Genomic DNA, 13,186 nt, shown 5'->3' on the forward strand with positions numbered 1-13,186 from the left:
GCATAATGGGGGCATCATCGTTCGGCGGTTGCGCCCCGCAACGCCGACGTCACTAATCTTCTAATCAGGATCTGTCATGAAACATACGCTTTTGGTCGCGGCCCTCGCGATCTCCTTTCCGATGTTTGCTCATGCCGAGACGCTGCAGTTTCCAAGTGAAGAGCCGATAGCTGAGGTGTCTATCCCGCACAGCTGGGGACCGAAGGAAACTGAAACCGGAATTGATGCAACCTCGCCAGATTCCGCCATCTATTTTTCGATCGATATTGCAGACGATGCAACCATGGACAAGACGGTCGACAACGCCGTCGGTTTCCTCGTCAAGAATGGCGTGAATATCGATGCGAAGAGCAAGCATGAGTTTCCTGACACGACCCTAAACGGCATGAAGCTCGGCCATCTCGAGTGGGACGGCACCGATAAGGACGGCCCGGTGCATGTGCAACTCGCATTTGCGCAGCCGTCCGAACACAAGATGCTGGTCATCACCTATTGGGGCTCGACGGAAGACGAGGCCAAGCATGATGACGCGGTTAGTGGGATTATCTCGTCCCTGAAGCCGATCAACGACTGATCATGGATCGGGGCGCCGGCGGAGGCCGGCGCCCCGAGTACAATCAAACCGCTCCCCGACCTCGAGAGGGCAAGATGCGCACGACCCTTATCATCGTGTTTCTCGCAGCAATCTCCGGCGCTGCCTGCTTTTCATCCGCAACGGCGGCAGACCATTACTCAGCAAGCAGCAACACTGCCATGAGCATTACCGGCGACGTCGATATGGATGATGACGGGATCACCTTCGAGAACGGCAAGGAGCTTACCTTTTCGGATTTGATCGCAGGCAATTTGGTAGTCGATGGCAAGCGCGTGCCGGGATCGGTTTACCGGGTCGCGCAGCCGCTTGATCCGGAATTGAAGAACGGCAACCGTCTCTGCGGCGCAGGCAAGGTCACCTATCTCGCCACGTGGAGCGACGGCGACGGCTCCACGGCGATCGCGGTGTTCACCGGTTCGAGGCCACCGCTAAGCGACGACGAGAGCTGTGCCACCTACAGCTACGAAGACCAGGAGTAAGATTTTCGCTCGCACGCAAGGACTCGATTTCAACCCCGCGATTGGTAGAAGCCTGCAAAGAGTGACTGGAGGTTAACGGCAGGGCAGGTCGAGAGGCCCTCTGCCTCTTAGGTCGCTCTTTGGCGACTTTGATGATTGTCCGTGACGAGAAGGCTCGAGTTCCGGAGAGAGGCTAAGAGTGGCCGCATAGCTAGAATGCTGTAACAAAGTCAGGTTCACGGCTTCGCCAATCGACGCCTTTCTCAAGGCTAAGAATTGTGATACAAATCCTCAGATAATAGATCTGATCCTCCGAGTTTTTGTATCAATGCACGGTTCCGTCACCCAACGTCAAATCGCTCGAACCGTGCTAGTTGAGCGCGGCATAGCACGCCTGGCGGAGCTGCGGAACGCAGGCGTGACGGCGGCCACCATGAGCCGAATGGAACGGGATGGCGAGGTGATGCGGCTTTCCCGCGGCCTTTATCAACTTGCCGATGCGGAGCTCGACACTAACCATAGTCTGGCAGAGGCTACCAAGCGCGCTCCGAAAGCTGTTATCTGCCTTGTTTCGGCCCTCGCCTTCCACGGCCTGACGGACCAGCTTCCAAGACACGTATGGATCGCCATAGGCCGCAGGGATTGGGCTCCGAAACCGGATGGCGCACCCATTCGCGTCGCGCGCTTCACGGAAAACCTGCTCAACGAAGGTATCGAAACCCACACCGTCGAGGGGGTTCCTGTAAAGATCTTCGGAGTTGCCAAGACAATTGCCGATTGCTTCCGCTATCGCAACAAGATCGGTCTCTCGGTGGCGATAGAAGGGTTGCAGGAGGCACTGCGGCAACGTAAGGCCACCCCTGGTGAGATCGCTGACCAGGCCGAGCGCGGTGGCGTCGGCACGGTGATCAAGCCGTATGTTGAGGCACTGACCGCCAATGGCTAAAGAAATCAGAAATCTCGGCGCCTCGGTGCGCGCCCGCCTGTTGCAACTCGCCAAAGCAAGTGGGCAAACCTTCGACCTGGTTCTGATATAGCGCGGCGATCTGGGAGGAACTTCGTATTGCCGCACTTAACGATGCTCCCCGAGATTGGCACGTTGCCTCATTCATTTTGCTCCCAGGTTGGAGCGAAGGAGGCCGGGCGCGGAGATGGCAGGGGTTTCGCAGCGCCTGGCCTCCTTCGCGAGCGCCACGGCGCCTCAGTGCGGCCTTGCGATCTGCTGGATCGATGGCTCCTTGTTCAAGGTGCCAAACAGCAACGCGTCCGCCTGTTCGCTACGCCAGACCTTCAGCCGACGCTGAAGTGTTCGAAGCAGTTTGTCGGGGTAATCGCCGGGATACTCGGCCTGCAGTCGTGACAGAAGTTCACTGCCGGTTCGCCATGGTTCGGCTTCGAACCAATTTCGCAAGTCGGTAGTCGCCTTAACGAGAGGGTCAGGACGCCGCCGTCCTCTTTTGGCTTTCGCAATCGGGCGATCCGTCGGCCGGGTAGCTCCGTCCTTCCAGGCAGTCCGCAAACTCGCCAGGAAAAGGTCGATCGGCTGAGTTTCCCCGTCAGTGCGCATGGCCGGCGGCGTGTCGGCAAGCGCAGCGAGTCGCTCCTGTAGGGCGCGAATATCGCGTAATAGCAGGACAGGATCGAGCCCGGCGTAGACTTCCTGCAGACGGGAGCGGACTGCATCTGACGTGCGAGCGTCGGCAACCAGACGCTGATGCGGCGTGGCTGGCGGACTATACGTCTTGCGCACACGAGCGCCGTCGCGCTGCTTCGCGATTAATTTGAATGATGGCTGAAAGAAGTTCACGAACAGCCGCGCTGATCGGTAGAGCTTCGCTAGCAGCGTGGCGGCCTCCAGTCCCTCGAACCGACGATATCCGACCATCCTGCGCACCACGGCACCATTCTTCTGCTCGACAAAGGCCTGGTCGTTCTTGCGGTAGGGGCGGCAGCGCGTGAAGACGATGTTGGCCGCGTCACAATAGGCCTTCAGCGTCTCGTTCATGAAGACGGTGTCGTTGTCCGTATCCAGGCCGAGAAGCGCGAAGGGCAGCTGCCTGCGCAATTCTGTGAGAACACTGCTCAACAGTGTCTGTTCGCGAACCAGCAGCGGCGCACATTCCGTCCAGCCAGTCGCGATGTCGGTGAGCACAAGGGTTTGGATGAAGCTGCCGCGAGCCGAAGGGCCGCAATGGGCGACGAGATCCGCCTCAACGAAGCCTGGCGCCGGATTGTCCCAATCCGCCGACGTTCTAATGGGAATGCTCCGTCGCAGGGCGTGCGCCGCGGGCCGCCGTCGAGGACGTCCCAAGCCCTCTCGGATCGGTCCCAGCGTCCTGTCGATCGTGGCCGCGCTCATCGCCAGCAATTTGCCACGGATCTCAGGCGCGAGGTTAAAATGACCGTGGCGTTCCATCGCCTCGACAAGAACGGGCAGCAACGCCTTCAGTCGCTTCCCGCAGACCCGGTCAGACGCCTCCCACAGCAATATGAGCGCATTGCGTTCCGCTTCATCATAAACCCGCGGCCGCGCTCGCCGACCTGTAGGCTCTCTCTCGTGGCGCCGCAGCAGCCGCATCGCGTGCTTGCGGTGAAAGCCCGTGATGACGACGAACTCATCCAGAATTCTCGCCTTCTCCGCTCGTGTCGAAGCACGATAGCGCTCCGAAACCGCCGCCGTCAGTTCTTTCCTTGTCGCCATGCTCAGCTGTCCCATAGTCGCCCCTGTTGATACCCCTCGGTAGGGAGCAAATTATGTGAGGCAACGGTTGAATATTCAGGAACAGTTTCGACGAGGCAATGCGGGGTCAATTCCTCGATTCGCTTGACAATTGGCGCGTGCAATCACAGCAACTTTCGAGCGGCGCGACACTCCGATCCCCACTGAGGTACCAGACGCGCTAACGGACGCCTTTGCGAAGGACGAGGAAAAGCAACGGCAATGGCACGCATTCGCTGAAAGCGTTGCACACGAACCCGGCAAGCTGACGGACGTCATCGCGGAGATTGCCACGTTCCTGATGCCGCACGCTGTTGCGGCTGCGAGGCTGGGCAAATGAACGGGTTTGGTCACCACCATCCGGCTATGGAGCGATGACAAATCGATTGCGCTGACGGAAGTAAATGATGGGGTCGGCGGTTCGTATCGCTTCAAGGCGGGAAAGCATCGTCCGATGCAGTGCTAGAGGCAGATCGTGACCAACGCTCAGTGGGCGCTCCGCGTCCTCAAGGCGGCCACTACGATGTCAGGTTCATCATTCTTAGAACTGCCGGTCGGCTATCAAACCGACAACGCCGCCAGTGAGCCGCACGGCAGCTGGCGTCTTTCACTCAATAATCAGTTGCTTCCCTCCCGGGCTTCAGGTGAGCCTAGCGAGGATATCGTCGACGACACCTGGGACGGTATTCGCCGTGTCGATATCTATGCCGGCAGGAAGATACTCCCGGCTGCGATGGTAGCGAAGTACCCGGGCCCGCTCGGCAGGCTCGAAGCCCGGCTCATCCGGCCGCCCATCCAGTCGTCGGTTCAACGTCTCAACGTCGATGTCGAGCACGAAAACCTTATCGAACAGGTCCAGGAATTTGGGGAAATTGCGCGAACCGCCACAAAAGAAGGTGGCAGGATGGGTGGTGTCGGCAGCAATAGCCCGGACCTTGTCGACAGGCCAGATCCAGTGCGCGTATCCCCAAGCGATGCGGTCTGCGCCTTCGGGTGGTCCTGCGAGCACCTGGCCTGTCTCGGGGTCACCGAGATAGGCCAAAACGCGATCACCATGGACGACATGGTAGCCCCGCCGCTCCAGTTCGGTAGCGACAGACGTCTTTCCAGTACCCGAGCCGCCTTCGATTAGATAGTTCTTGATGCCCATAGGCACCTTTTATCACGGTCTTCAATCCGGTGAGAAGACACTCGGCCTGGGCGTGCTCAGCCAACGAGCTCACCTGATCAAGGTCAGCATTCGGTACATTTCGATTAAGGGTGAATGTCTGGCGGGGACGCGCGCCCCTCCGGCCACATAAGGCCGAAGGGGTCACTTCCCAAGGCAGATGTTCCCTCGATGCGAGTTTTCCGAGTCGCGCTACTCGCCTATGCTGGAAAGCAATTCGTCGAGTTGCTCCAACTGCTCCGGCAATGCGGCCGCAGAGGCCTGTAGTGCTTCCTTAAGCGCCTCCTTGGATGGATATACGTCGTAGAAATTCAGTAGTGTCCTCCCGCCTTGGTCCTCGAAGGTAACGGTCGTGATCGCGCCCTCTTCGCCCTCGTCGTTGGTCCAGAGGATGCGCTCGTTTGGCACCACCTCGAGATACTTGCCAAAGAAGGCCATGGTGTCCGAACCGCCGGCGCCGAATTCCAGCCGATATTTGCCGCCGGTACGGACGTCCATATCGCACGATAAAAGCGAAATGCCTGACACCGATTTTGGTACCCACCAGCGCTGAAACAGCTTGGGCTGGCTCCATGCCCTGTAAACCGTGCTCGTTGGCGCATTGAATGTCCGCGTTACGACGAGTTCGAGATCCCCTCTGCACTCGACTGACGTGCGGTTCTGCGCACCACCTGCATTGTTAACTTCCTGAGTCATCGCTTCCCTCCTGTTCCATCTCAATTAAATGGCCAGCCTGCTCCGGTAACGCTGACGTCGACCGAAACGATTTGGCCGGTGCCGGCCATCTCACTCATCTTGTCCATGCCCGAACCATTGCGCGGTGGTGATGAAGAGGGTCGAGCGATCATCGCCACCGAGCATGCAGGCGAAAGCGCCGCGATCTACCTTGACCTCGTCCAGCATTTCGCCGCCTTCTCGTACCCTGCGACAGCAGGCGTTGGGGACATCCGCATACCAGAGGGCTCCCTGGCTATCGAAACATATCTCGTCTGGCGGCCCGGGAATCTCTGCCCAAATCCGTCGGTTGGAAAGCCGGCCGTCATTTGCCACATCGAAAGCAGTCAGCCGCTTGGCCCAGCTTTCCGCGCAGACCAGGGTGCGGCCGTCGGCAGTTAGCGCCATCCCGTTCGGGAACTGAAATACCTCCGCCTGCTTCTCAACGCTGCCATCCGGCAGGATCAGCATAATCGCTGGTCCATTGACATAGATCCTGCCTGCAGCGTCGATGACGATTTCGTTCCATGCGCCCGGCCCAAGCGTGGCGAATTCCTTCAAGACCTTGCCGTCGAAACACATGAGTGATGACGATCCGGACTGGACCACGAACAGATCGCTCTTCGGGCTGAAATCGAACGACAACAGTGGAGCGTTCGCCGGAAGGACGAGCCGGGATTGATTTGCCTCTTCAAGGACCCGGATCTCGCCACTCGTCCAATCGGCAAACCAGAGTTCGCCTCGATGCCAACGAGGACATTCGACAAGTCCTCTACCATTCAACAATATACCTGCGGACATATTCCTCTCCTTGCTCCACCTGCACAGGACGTACGACCTTCGATCGCGCCGACAATGTGGGGTAAATATTTTGGCCCCGCCGGACGCAAGCCTCCGACGTCAGCGCTAGCCGCTTGGTTGGCGGCGTCCATTCCGGCTATTGGCTGGTCCCGAAACCATCGAGGTGATTGCGCTTCCGCCCGATCATCCGGCGGCCTCCCATCTGGCGCGCCGACGGTCCGGAACATATGCCTCGCCTTACTTGAGCAAGCCGCGCAAGTTGCCCTTTTCCCACGAGGATGAAATGAGCCAAATTAAGACCATCGCCGACTCGCGGATTGAGCTCATGAACACAGATGCATTCTTCACCAAAATCCGGACCTACACCCATCTGTCAGAGAAAGCCGAGCTGGCCTGGTCGCCGCTCCTGCGGTCTAGACAGTATCGCAAGGAGGAGCCCTTCATTCGAGCGGGCGACGTGCCGACGACCTGCCTTCGTCGTCGAAGGCCTGCTGTGTCAGCGCTATGTCGGCCGCGACGGCGACATGATCATTAGCGGAAAGACAGAGGAACGAATATGCCGCGGCCCGCCTTCTGCTGCTCAACCCGCCAGTCACGGGCGAACGCGGCGACCCGACCATAAGAGCCGGTAAAGCCTAGAGCCGTCAGATCGGCATGAAGCTACTTCAGCGTTCGGCGCTGCTTGCGCGTCCTCCCGGCCTCGGTCTTCAGCCAGCCAGCAAGTTTGTCGGCGAGGGGGTCAAGCTTGCTCGGTCGTTCCGGTACCGTGAACTTCGGCTCGATCGTGCCAGCGCTCAGATAGTTCGCGATCGTATTGCGCGACAATCCGGTTCGTCGGCTGATCTCGCGTACCGACAACTTCTCACGCAGCGCCATCCGACGGATGATGTTTAAAAGTCCCATGTGGATCACTCCGTTGCCCCCGTCGCTCTCCGCGTTGGGGGAAGGTTCACATGGCTCAATTCTCAATGGAAATTATGCGCCTAACCGGCTCAGTTCCGCGTGGAAACCAACAGAGGTGGTCAGGGACTCCCCAGAGGAGGCGTGTCGTGGCCCGACGACAAATCGGAGGCTTTGTTCGATTGCATCGAATATGGTGGTCGGGGCAGGGATTCGAACCCCGCGTCACAGCTCGAAAGCTGGAAGCAACCTCGGATACTCGAGGGATGGGGAGAGCGCCGCGCTCCGATTACGCTTACGCCCGACTAAAGCATTAACTCCAGGGCTTTGCGATGGTTCCTAATGGGATATCCTCCGTCACAACTTGCGAACCCTTGGGTTTGTCGGTCTCTAAACATCTCAGGTCCGTGATCCTTTCGGTGAGAAGGACCTGCAACAAAGGCTATCTAGGTTTAAGAGTAGAAGTGACCGTTTGATTGCCCAGTCTGAAAGAGGCTGGAAGATGCAATGTAATAGACGCCAACTAGCCTGCAATACCGGGTGAGCCGTCGACGGGCCTTCGAGGGGTTGGACGAACGTACATCATTTTTACTTCGCATCTGCGGTAATTATCATACAATTCAAAACGCTAAACAATCACAAAAATCAGTTGCTTGCTCGAAGTTTCTCGACTACGTTTTTTACAGAAGAGTTCATAAATACCGGTCCTTGCCGGCGATACTCAGCGGTCGTTTGGCGTCGCTTGAGGGAGGATGATGGCGTTGTTTCTCCGACTTCGTTTCTTCGCAACGGTGCAGCGAGTGCGTGATCTAGTCTCGATCCGATACCGACCTACGACGTCAATCTGACGCGCGTAAAGCCTTTACCACTTTTCTAAGATGGTGCTCCCGTGTGGCGCGCCCGAGGTTTGTTATGCAAAAGCAAGCTGTCGTATTCAATGGTCAGGAAGTCGGGATCGCGATCCCTGTCGAAAACCGCCTCAAATTCATCGCTGTCCGCTTCAATGTCATCGATTTGGACAACAGGCTCTTTGACACGGTTACCGAAATCCGGCGTGCCATTACAGAGCATCTCGCGTCAAGCGGTCGCGCGATCACCTCTCACTGAGTGGCAGGACATATTCTTCAACGCCGACGGCAATTGGGACTGCGGGGTCACTTATGAAACCCTGCAAAGCTCCCTCTTCACAACGCTGCCCGGTTGCGCCCTCGCTGACTTCGAGCGTCAGTTTGCCGACCACGTGCTCTGAAACCTTGCGTATGATCGCGGCAAACCTGCCGGAGCACTGGTGTCGTCGTGGCGTCGTCATCGATATCCCAGGCCGCTCGAAGATTTCAAACCATGCTTCGGTGTTCGCGCCGCAGTCGAGCGCCGATAGATAACTCAGGGATCACCGCCGGACGATCACTCGGGTCCCCGGCTGGACCAAATCGTAAAGTTCCTCGACGTCTTCGCGGTACATCCGAAAGCAACCACTCGAAGCATTGGTTCCGATGGAGGACGGATCGTTGGTGCCGTGGATGCCCAGCAGCCCGTCCGCCAGATAAATCGCGCGGGTGCCAAGCGGATTGGCAGGGCCAGCCTTCACGACCGCTGGAAGCCTTGGGTTCTTCTGTCGCATGCTCGCCGTTGGCCGCCATTCGGGATGCATTCGCTTGGATACGACCCGGGTTGATCCGTACCATTGCTTGCCTTCGCGCCCTACGGCAATGGGGTATCCCACTCGAAGGCTCTCGTCCTCGACCACCGCATCGGCGGAAGCATTGCTCCGACCCTTGATCTCCGGAGCGTGATGTCCCCGGTCGATCCCGACACAAGTGTCGAATCTGGCACTCCACATCAAAGCGAAGAAACCGACCCATGACTGACGTGCACGCCCATCCGGCCTCGGACCATCAAGAGCACGATCATCATCATTCTCATGACGACGATCACGAGGAAGCAATGCCCTTTCGATGGTCTCGCCTGGTCGTCGCGATAATCGTCGTCGCCATCATTCTGGTCGCGCTTGCCTCGTGCAGGTGAGATCGGGGGCCGCGACCATCATCACCAGGTTTGGCAATCCGGCTCGCGTTCTGATCGATCCCGGTCTCGCCTTCCGGCTACCCATTCCCCTAGAGAAGACCATCGACGTCGATCTGCATCAAGATAGTGTCACCGAGGTCGCCCGGGATGTCGGGCGACCTTTGCGAGATAGTCCTCGCAACCACGGACTTGCCGCACTCGCACTCTGTGGCGATCTATTGGGCCTGCTTGCGCATGGGATGGGGAGGACTTCGGTATCTCAACCGCTTCGCCCTGACAAAAGCGAATCCGGGGAATTGGTCCTGCGCTAGCCGGAACCGACTGTAGAAGCTCATTTTGCCGTGGAAGGCGCATCCGTCATATTGAACACAGCGGCATTGTCCTGAACCTCACGCAGGCCTTTATAGGAGGGATGACGCAGGCTTCCCTCATTCGTCCAACCGCGGAACTCGATCTCGGCAATCAAGGTCGGTTGCGCGAACACCAGGCGTTTGCCTTTCAACGGCACGACCGGCGTCTTCGTCTTGAGCCTATCCAATGTTCTGCGCAGATCTTCGGCTTCCTTCCGATTGAAGCCCGTTCCGACGGATCCGACGTAGATCCAGCCGTGACCCTTCCGCCCCGCAAGCAGAAGACTTCCAAGACCCCCGCGCGTGGTGGCGGACTCCTCGTAACCGACGATCATGAAGCTTTCGCTTTGAACGCATTTTATCTTCAGCCAGTCGCCAAGGCGGCCACCGCGGTAGGGCCGATCGCGATGCTTGGCGATAATGCCCTCCAAACCAAGGTGACATGCGTAGTCCAGCAGTTCCTCGCCATCGAGCTGTAGTTCCTCCGAAAGGCGCAGGGCGCCATCGGCATTCTCCGGAATCAAACCTTCAAGCAGGTGACGCCGCAGCGAGAGCTCGGTGCGTGTCAGGTCGTGCCCATCCAGATAAAGCAGGTCAAAGGCGTATAGGATGGATTTGGTCGAGATGCGCTTGCCGCCCCGGCCGCCGAGCGATCGCTGCAGCGCCCCGAAATCCGACCGGTCTTGTTCGTCAAGCACGACGGCCTCCCCGTCGAGAATAGCCGTTGTGATCCCGAGGCCTCTCGCCGCGGCTGCAATCGTCGGAAACCGATGGGTCCAATCATGGCCGCCACGCGTGAGGATCCGAATACTCTTTGGTTCGATGTGGATTGCCAAGCGGTAACCGTCCAACTTAACCTCGTAAAGCCAATCTGGCCCTTGCGGCACAGTTGGCTTCAGTAGCGCCAGGCAGGGCTCCACGCGCGAAGGCATCGGATCGAAGGGCAGGCTTGGCTGATCGGGGTCGCGCCGCCGGATTGGTCGCGACTGAATTGTCGAATTCGCGTCACGTAAAAGAGGAGCGGAGGGCAGGCGCGGTCGGATCATCGCTCAGTGCCTGCCGGAGCGGTTTTCAGCGTCTACGGATTTGCGCAGAGCATCCATGATATTGATGACGTTGCTTGGCTCGGGTCCGGCCTTTTCCTTGCCTTTGGGCTTCGATTTGATCGGCTTCTTCATCTGCTTCTTCTTGGCCGCGATAATGTCGAGCAGCTTATCCTGGACCGGGTCGGAGGCCATTTTCGGGGTCCAGGGTCGGGTCTGTTTCTTGATCAGTTGCAGTACGAGCGGCATCATCTGACTATCGGCCGGCTCATCGTCCACCCGCTCGAAATAGTTTTCCGCATCCCGCACTTCGTCGCCGTAACGCAGCGTCCAGAGCACGATACCCTTGCCGCGCGGCTCCAGCATAACGGCGCGTTCGCGCCGCGAAATCACCAGCCTTGAAATGCCCACCATGTTCTCGGCCGCCATGGCATCGCGAATGACCGAAAACGCTTCCAGGCCGACCGGATCGTCGGGAGAAAGATAATACGGTGTATCGAGCCAGATCCATTCTACACTGTCTTTCGGTGCAAAGACCTCGATGTCAATCGTCTTGGTGCTTTCGAGCGCGACGTTCTCCAACTCCTCGTCTTCGAGGATGACATAGTCATTTTCCCCGCGTTGATAGCCTTTGACTTCGTCCTGTTCCTTGACCTCCTTGCCGGTGACGGAATCGACATAGTGGCTGACGACGCGGTTCTGCGTCTGCCTGTTCAGCGTGTGAAAGCGGACCTTCTCGTTTTCGGAGGTGGCCGGCATCATCTGCACCGGACAGGTGACGAGCGAGAGTTTCAGATAACCTTTCCAATAAGGGCGGATCGCCATGGCAACCTCCGATTACCCGGCGCGGCGCTGCTGGTGGCCGCCGGAACTGCGCGGCTTCGATGCGGTTGCCCGTGCGGTCTTTTGCCTGCTCTTGCCGGCATTGCCATTGGCGGCCGTGCGCTTTGTCTTTGCTGGTGCGGACATGCCGGCGCTCTCACGCAGCGCCTGCAGCAGGTCGCTCGGCTTCGAAGCCGGCGGCGCCTTTTTCTTCGGCAGCGTCCGGCCCTCGGTCTTGGCCTTCACCAGTTCGGCGACGGCCGCCTCATAGCGGTCATCGAACTGCTTCGGATCGAACGCGCCCTTCTTGGTGTTGAGGATGTGCTTGGCAAGGTCCAGCATTTCGCCTTCGATCTTCAGATCGGGCATTTCGTCGAACGCCTTCTCGGACGACCGGACTTCATAATCGAAGTTCAAGGTGGAGCAGACCAATCCTTTGCCGTGCGGGCGAATGAGAAGCGTGCGCAGGCGTCTGAAGAGGACCGTCCGGGCGATCGCCGCAACCCTGGCCTTGTTCATGCCATCGCGCAGCAGCTTGAATGCGTCGCTGCCCATCTTGTCGGCCGCCAAGTAATAGGGTTTGTCGAAATAGATGTCGTCGACGTCGTCACAGGGAATGAAAGCCTCGATCTTCAGCGTCTTGTCGCTTTCGGGAATAGCGGCGGCGACTTCTTCCGCTTCAAGGACGACATAGCGTCCGTCCTCGATCTCGAAACCCTTGACCTGATCCTCCCGCTCGACGGGATCACCGGTTTCGCTGTCGACGAATTCACGTCGGACGCGATTGCCGGTCTTTCGGTTCAGCGTATTGAAGGCGATCCGTTCGGAGGAGGATGCAGCCGTATAAAGCGCGACCGGAAACGCCACCTCGCCGAACTTTATGTACCCTTTCCAATTTGCCCGCGGGGCCACCATTTCATCGCACTCCTCCAGCAACCAATGCGAGTCAACAGAATCACTCCACTTATTGTTCCGAGTCAAAAGAATCTAACGTCAATAGCTTAGCACCTGCCCAGCTCTCGGTTTCCGAATCCCGTTCATTCCATTGAATACGCTGCATCTTCTTGGCCGCCCTCTTGGCAAAGGAAAAATAGGTATGTTTGGTACAGGCGCCGATTAGCGTTACATCAATGGAAGGGACCGTCTCGCCGGGGCGAGTAGGCTAAGCGGTTAGATCGACATCGGGTGGAGGGGTTTCGAAATCATTCGCGATCCTGACTTAGCTCGGAACATCTGGAGACGGCCGACGCTGGGATGCTTCCGACGAATGAGCATTGTCTGGTTAGCCACCGCTTCCCGGGCCTCCATCGCCTTCCAGGAACTCAGGATACTGGATCATTTCGCGATCATTGCTGTCGGTCGACAGCTTCCCGTCTTTTTTCCGGTTTGGACATCGCTGAGGTGGCTGCAACGCTCGGCTATGCATCTCAAAGTGCATTCGGAACCGCTTTCAAGCGCATCAAAGGCTGCTCCCCGAAGGTCGCGACAAGACGACCTGCGCGCTCAGCGGGTGAACGAAATAGCGGTTCAGTCCCCAAACCCTTCCGATCTCGGTGATGTGCGAAAAACAGGTGATTCAGACACCCGGGAC

At 58.3% G+C, this 13,186-nt stretch carries 11 protein-coding genes and 5 pseudogenes; 7 read left to right on the plus strand and 9 right to left on the minus strand.

Annotated features, from left to right (window positions below):
* Positions 1–76 precede the first annotated feature (76 nt).
* The 4 genes and pseudogenes from NXC24_RS26090 to NXC24_RS35925 all read left to right on the plus strand — a co-directional run.
* Positions 77–574 carry a histidine kinase gene (locus NXC24_RS26090; protein WP_104826316.1) on the plus strand — a complete coding sequence of 166 codons (498 nt, stop codon included), beginning with the start codon at positions 77–79 and terminating at the stop codon, positions 572–574.
* A gap of 74 nt (positions 575–648) precedes the next feature.
* Positions 649–1,074, plus strand: a complete 426-nt coding sequence (locus NXC24_RS26095; protein WP_245464156.1) for a hypothetical protein — start codon at positions 649–651, stop codon at positions 1,072–1,074.
* A gap of 307 nt (positions 1,075–1,381) precedes the next feature.
* Complete coding sequence (locus NXC24_RS26100) at positions 1,382–1,999, plus strand: type IV toxin-antitoxin system AbiEi family antitoxin domain-containing protein (RefSeq protein WP_104826317.1); 618 nt, start codon at positions 1,382–1,384, stop codon at positions 1,997–1,999.
* Positions 1,992–2,084: pseudogene (locus NXC24_RS35925) on the plus strand (nucleotidyl transferase AbiEii/AbiGii toxin family protein); the annotation flags it as partial. The gene NXC24_RS26100 and the pseudogene NXC24_RS35925, both read left to right, overlap by 8 nt.
* A 170-nt stretch (positions 2,085–2,254) precedes the next feature.
* On the opposite strand, the gene NXC24_RS26110 reads toward NXC24_RS35925, so the two are convergent.
* The 5 genes and pseudogenes from NXC24_RS26110 to NXC24_RS26140 form a co-directional block, all read right to left on the minus strand.
* Complete coding sequence (locus NXC24_RS26110; RefSeq protein WP_104825515.1) at positions 2,255–3,769, minus strand: ISNCY family transposase; 1,515 nt, start codon at positions 3,767–3,769, stop codon at positions 2,255–2,257.
* Positions 3,770–4,412: 643 nt separating this feature from the next.
* Positions 4,413–4,922: a nucleoside kinase gene (locus NXC24_RS26120; RefSeq protein WP_104826318.1), complete on the minus strand. Its 510-nt coding sequence runs from the start codon at positions 4,920–4,922 to the stop codon at positions 4,413–4,415.
* Positions 4,923–5,132: 210 nt separating this feature from the next.
* Entirely contained in the window at positions 5,133–5,636 is a 504-nt protein-coding gene (locus NXC24_RS26125) for an SRPBCC family protein (protein WP_104826319.1), read from the minus strand.
* A gap of 20 nt (positions 5,637–5,656) precedes the next feature.
* A pseudogene (locus NXC24_RS26130) lies at positions 5,657–6,455 on the minus strand (SMP-30/gluconolactonase/LRE family protein).
* 534 nt (positions 6,456–6,989) lie between these two features.
* Positions 6,990–7,358 (minus strand): annotated as a pseudogene (locus NXC24_RS26140) (IS21 family transposase); the annotation flags it as partial.
* Positions 7,359–8,267: 909 nt separating this feature from the next.
* On the opposite strand from NXC24_RS26140, the gene NXC24_RS26145 reads away from it, so the two are divergent.
* Positions 8,268–8,462 (plus strand): hypothetical protein, encoded by a 195-nt coding sequence (locus tag NXC24_RS26145; protein ID WP_184340863.1) that lies wholly within the window; start codon positions 8,268–8,270, stop codon positions 8,460–8,462.
* A 283-nt stretch (positions 8,463–8,745) separates the two neighbouring features.
* Here NXC24_RS26145 and NXC24_RS26150 read toward each other — a convergent pair.
* Positions 8,746–9,072: pseudogene (locus NXC24_RS26150) on the minus strand (L,D-transpeptidase); the annotation flags it as partial.
* 143 nt (positions 9,073–9,215) lie between these two features.
* On the opposite strand from NXC24_RS26150, the pseudogene NXC24_RS26155 reads away from it, so the two are divergent.
* A pseudogene (locus NXC24_RS26155) lies at positions 9,216–9,496 on the plus strand (protease modulator HflC); the annotation flags it as partial.
* A gap of 215 nt (positions 9,497–9,711) precedes the next feature.
* Here NXC24_RS26155 and ligD read toward each other — a convergent pair.
* Genes ligD through NXC24_RS26170 form a run of 3 tightly spaced genes read right to left on the minus strand, consistent with a single transcriptional unit; the run spans position 9,712 to position 12,510 of the window.
* The gene (ligD, locus tag NXC24_RS26160) at positions 9,712–10,776 is read right to left on the minus strand and encodes a non-homologous end-joining DNA ligase (RefSeq protein ID WP_104826321.1); all 1,065 of its coding nucleotides are present in this window, start codon (positions 10,774–10,776) and stop codon (positions 9,712–9,714) included.
* 3 nt (positions 10,777–10,779) lie between these two features.
* On the minus strand, positions 10,780–11,598 hold the full coding sequence (locus NXC24_RS26165; RefSeq protein WP_104826322.1) for a Ku protein: 819 nt from the start codon (positions 11,596–11,598) through the stop codon (positions 10,780–10,782).
* Positions 11,599–11,610: 12 nt separating this feature from the next.
* Positions 11,611–12,510, minus strand: a complete 900-nt coding sequence (locus tag NXC24_RS26170) for a Ku protein (RefSeq protein ID WP_104826323.1) — start codon at positions 12,508–12,510, stop codon at positions 11,611–11,613.
* 339 nt (positions 12,511–12,849) lie between these two features.
* On the opposite strand from NXC24_RS26170, the gene NXC24_RS26175 reads away from it, so the two are divergent.
* On the plus strand, positions 12,850–13,152 hold the full coding sequence (locus NXC24_RS26175; RefSeq protein ID WP_104826324.1) for a helix-turn-helix domain-containing protein: 303 nt from the start codon (positions 12,850–12,852) through the stop codon (positions 13,150–13,152).
* The last annotated feature ends 34 nt before the right edge of the window (positions 13,153–13,186 follow it).

This window comes from Rhizobium sp. NXC24, from assembly GCF_002944315.1.
Classification (GTDB): Bacteria; Pseudomonadota; Alphaproteobacteria; order Rhizobiales; family Rhizobiaceae; genus Rhizobium.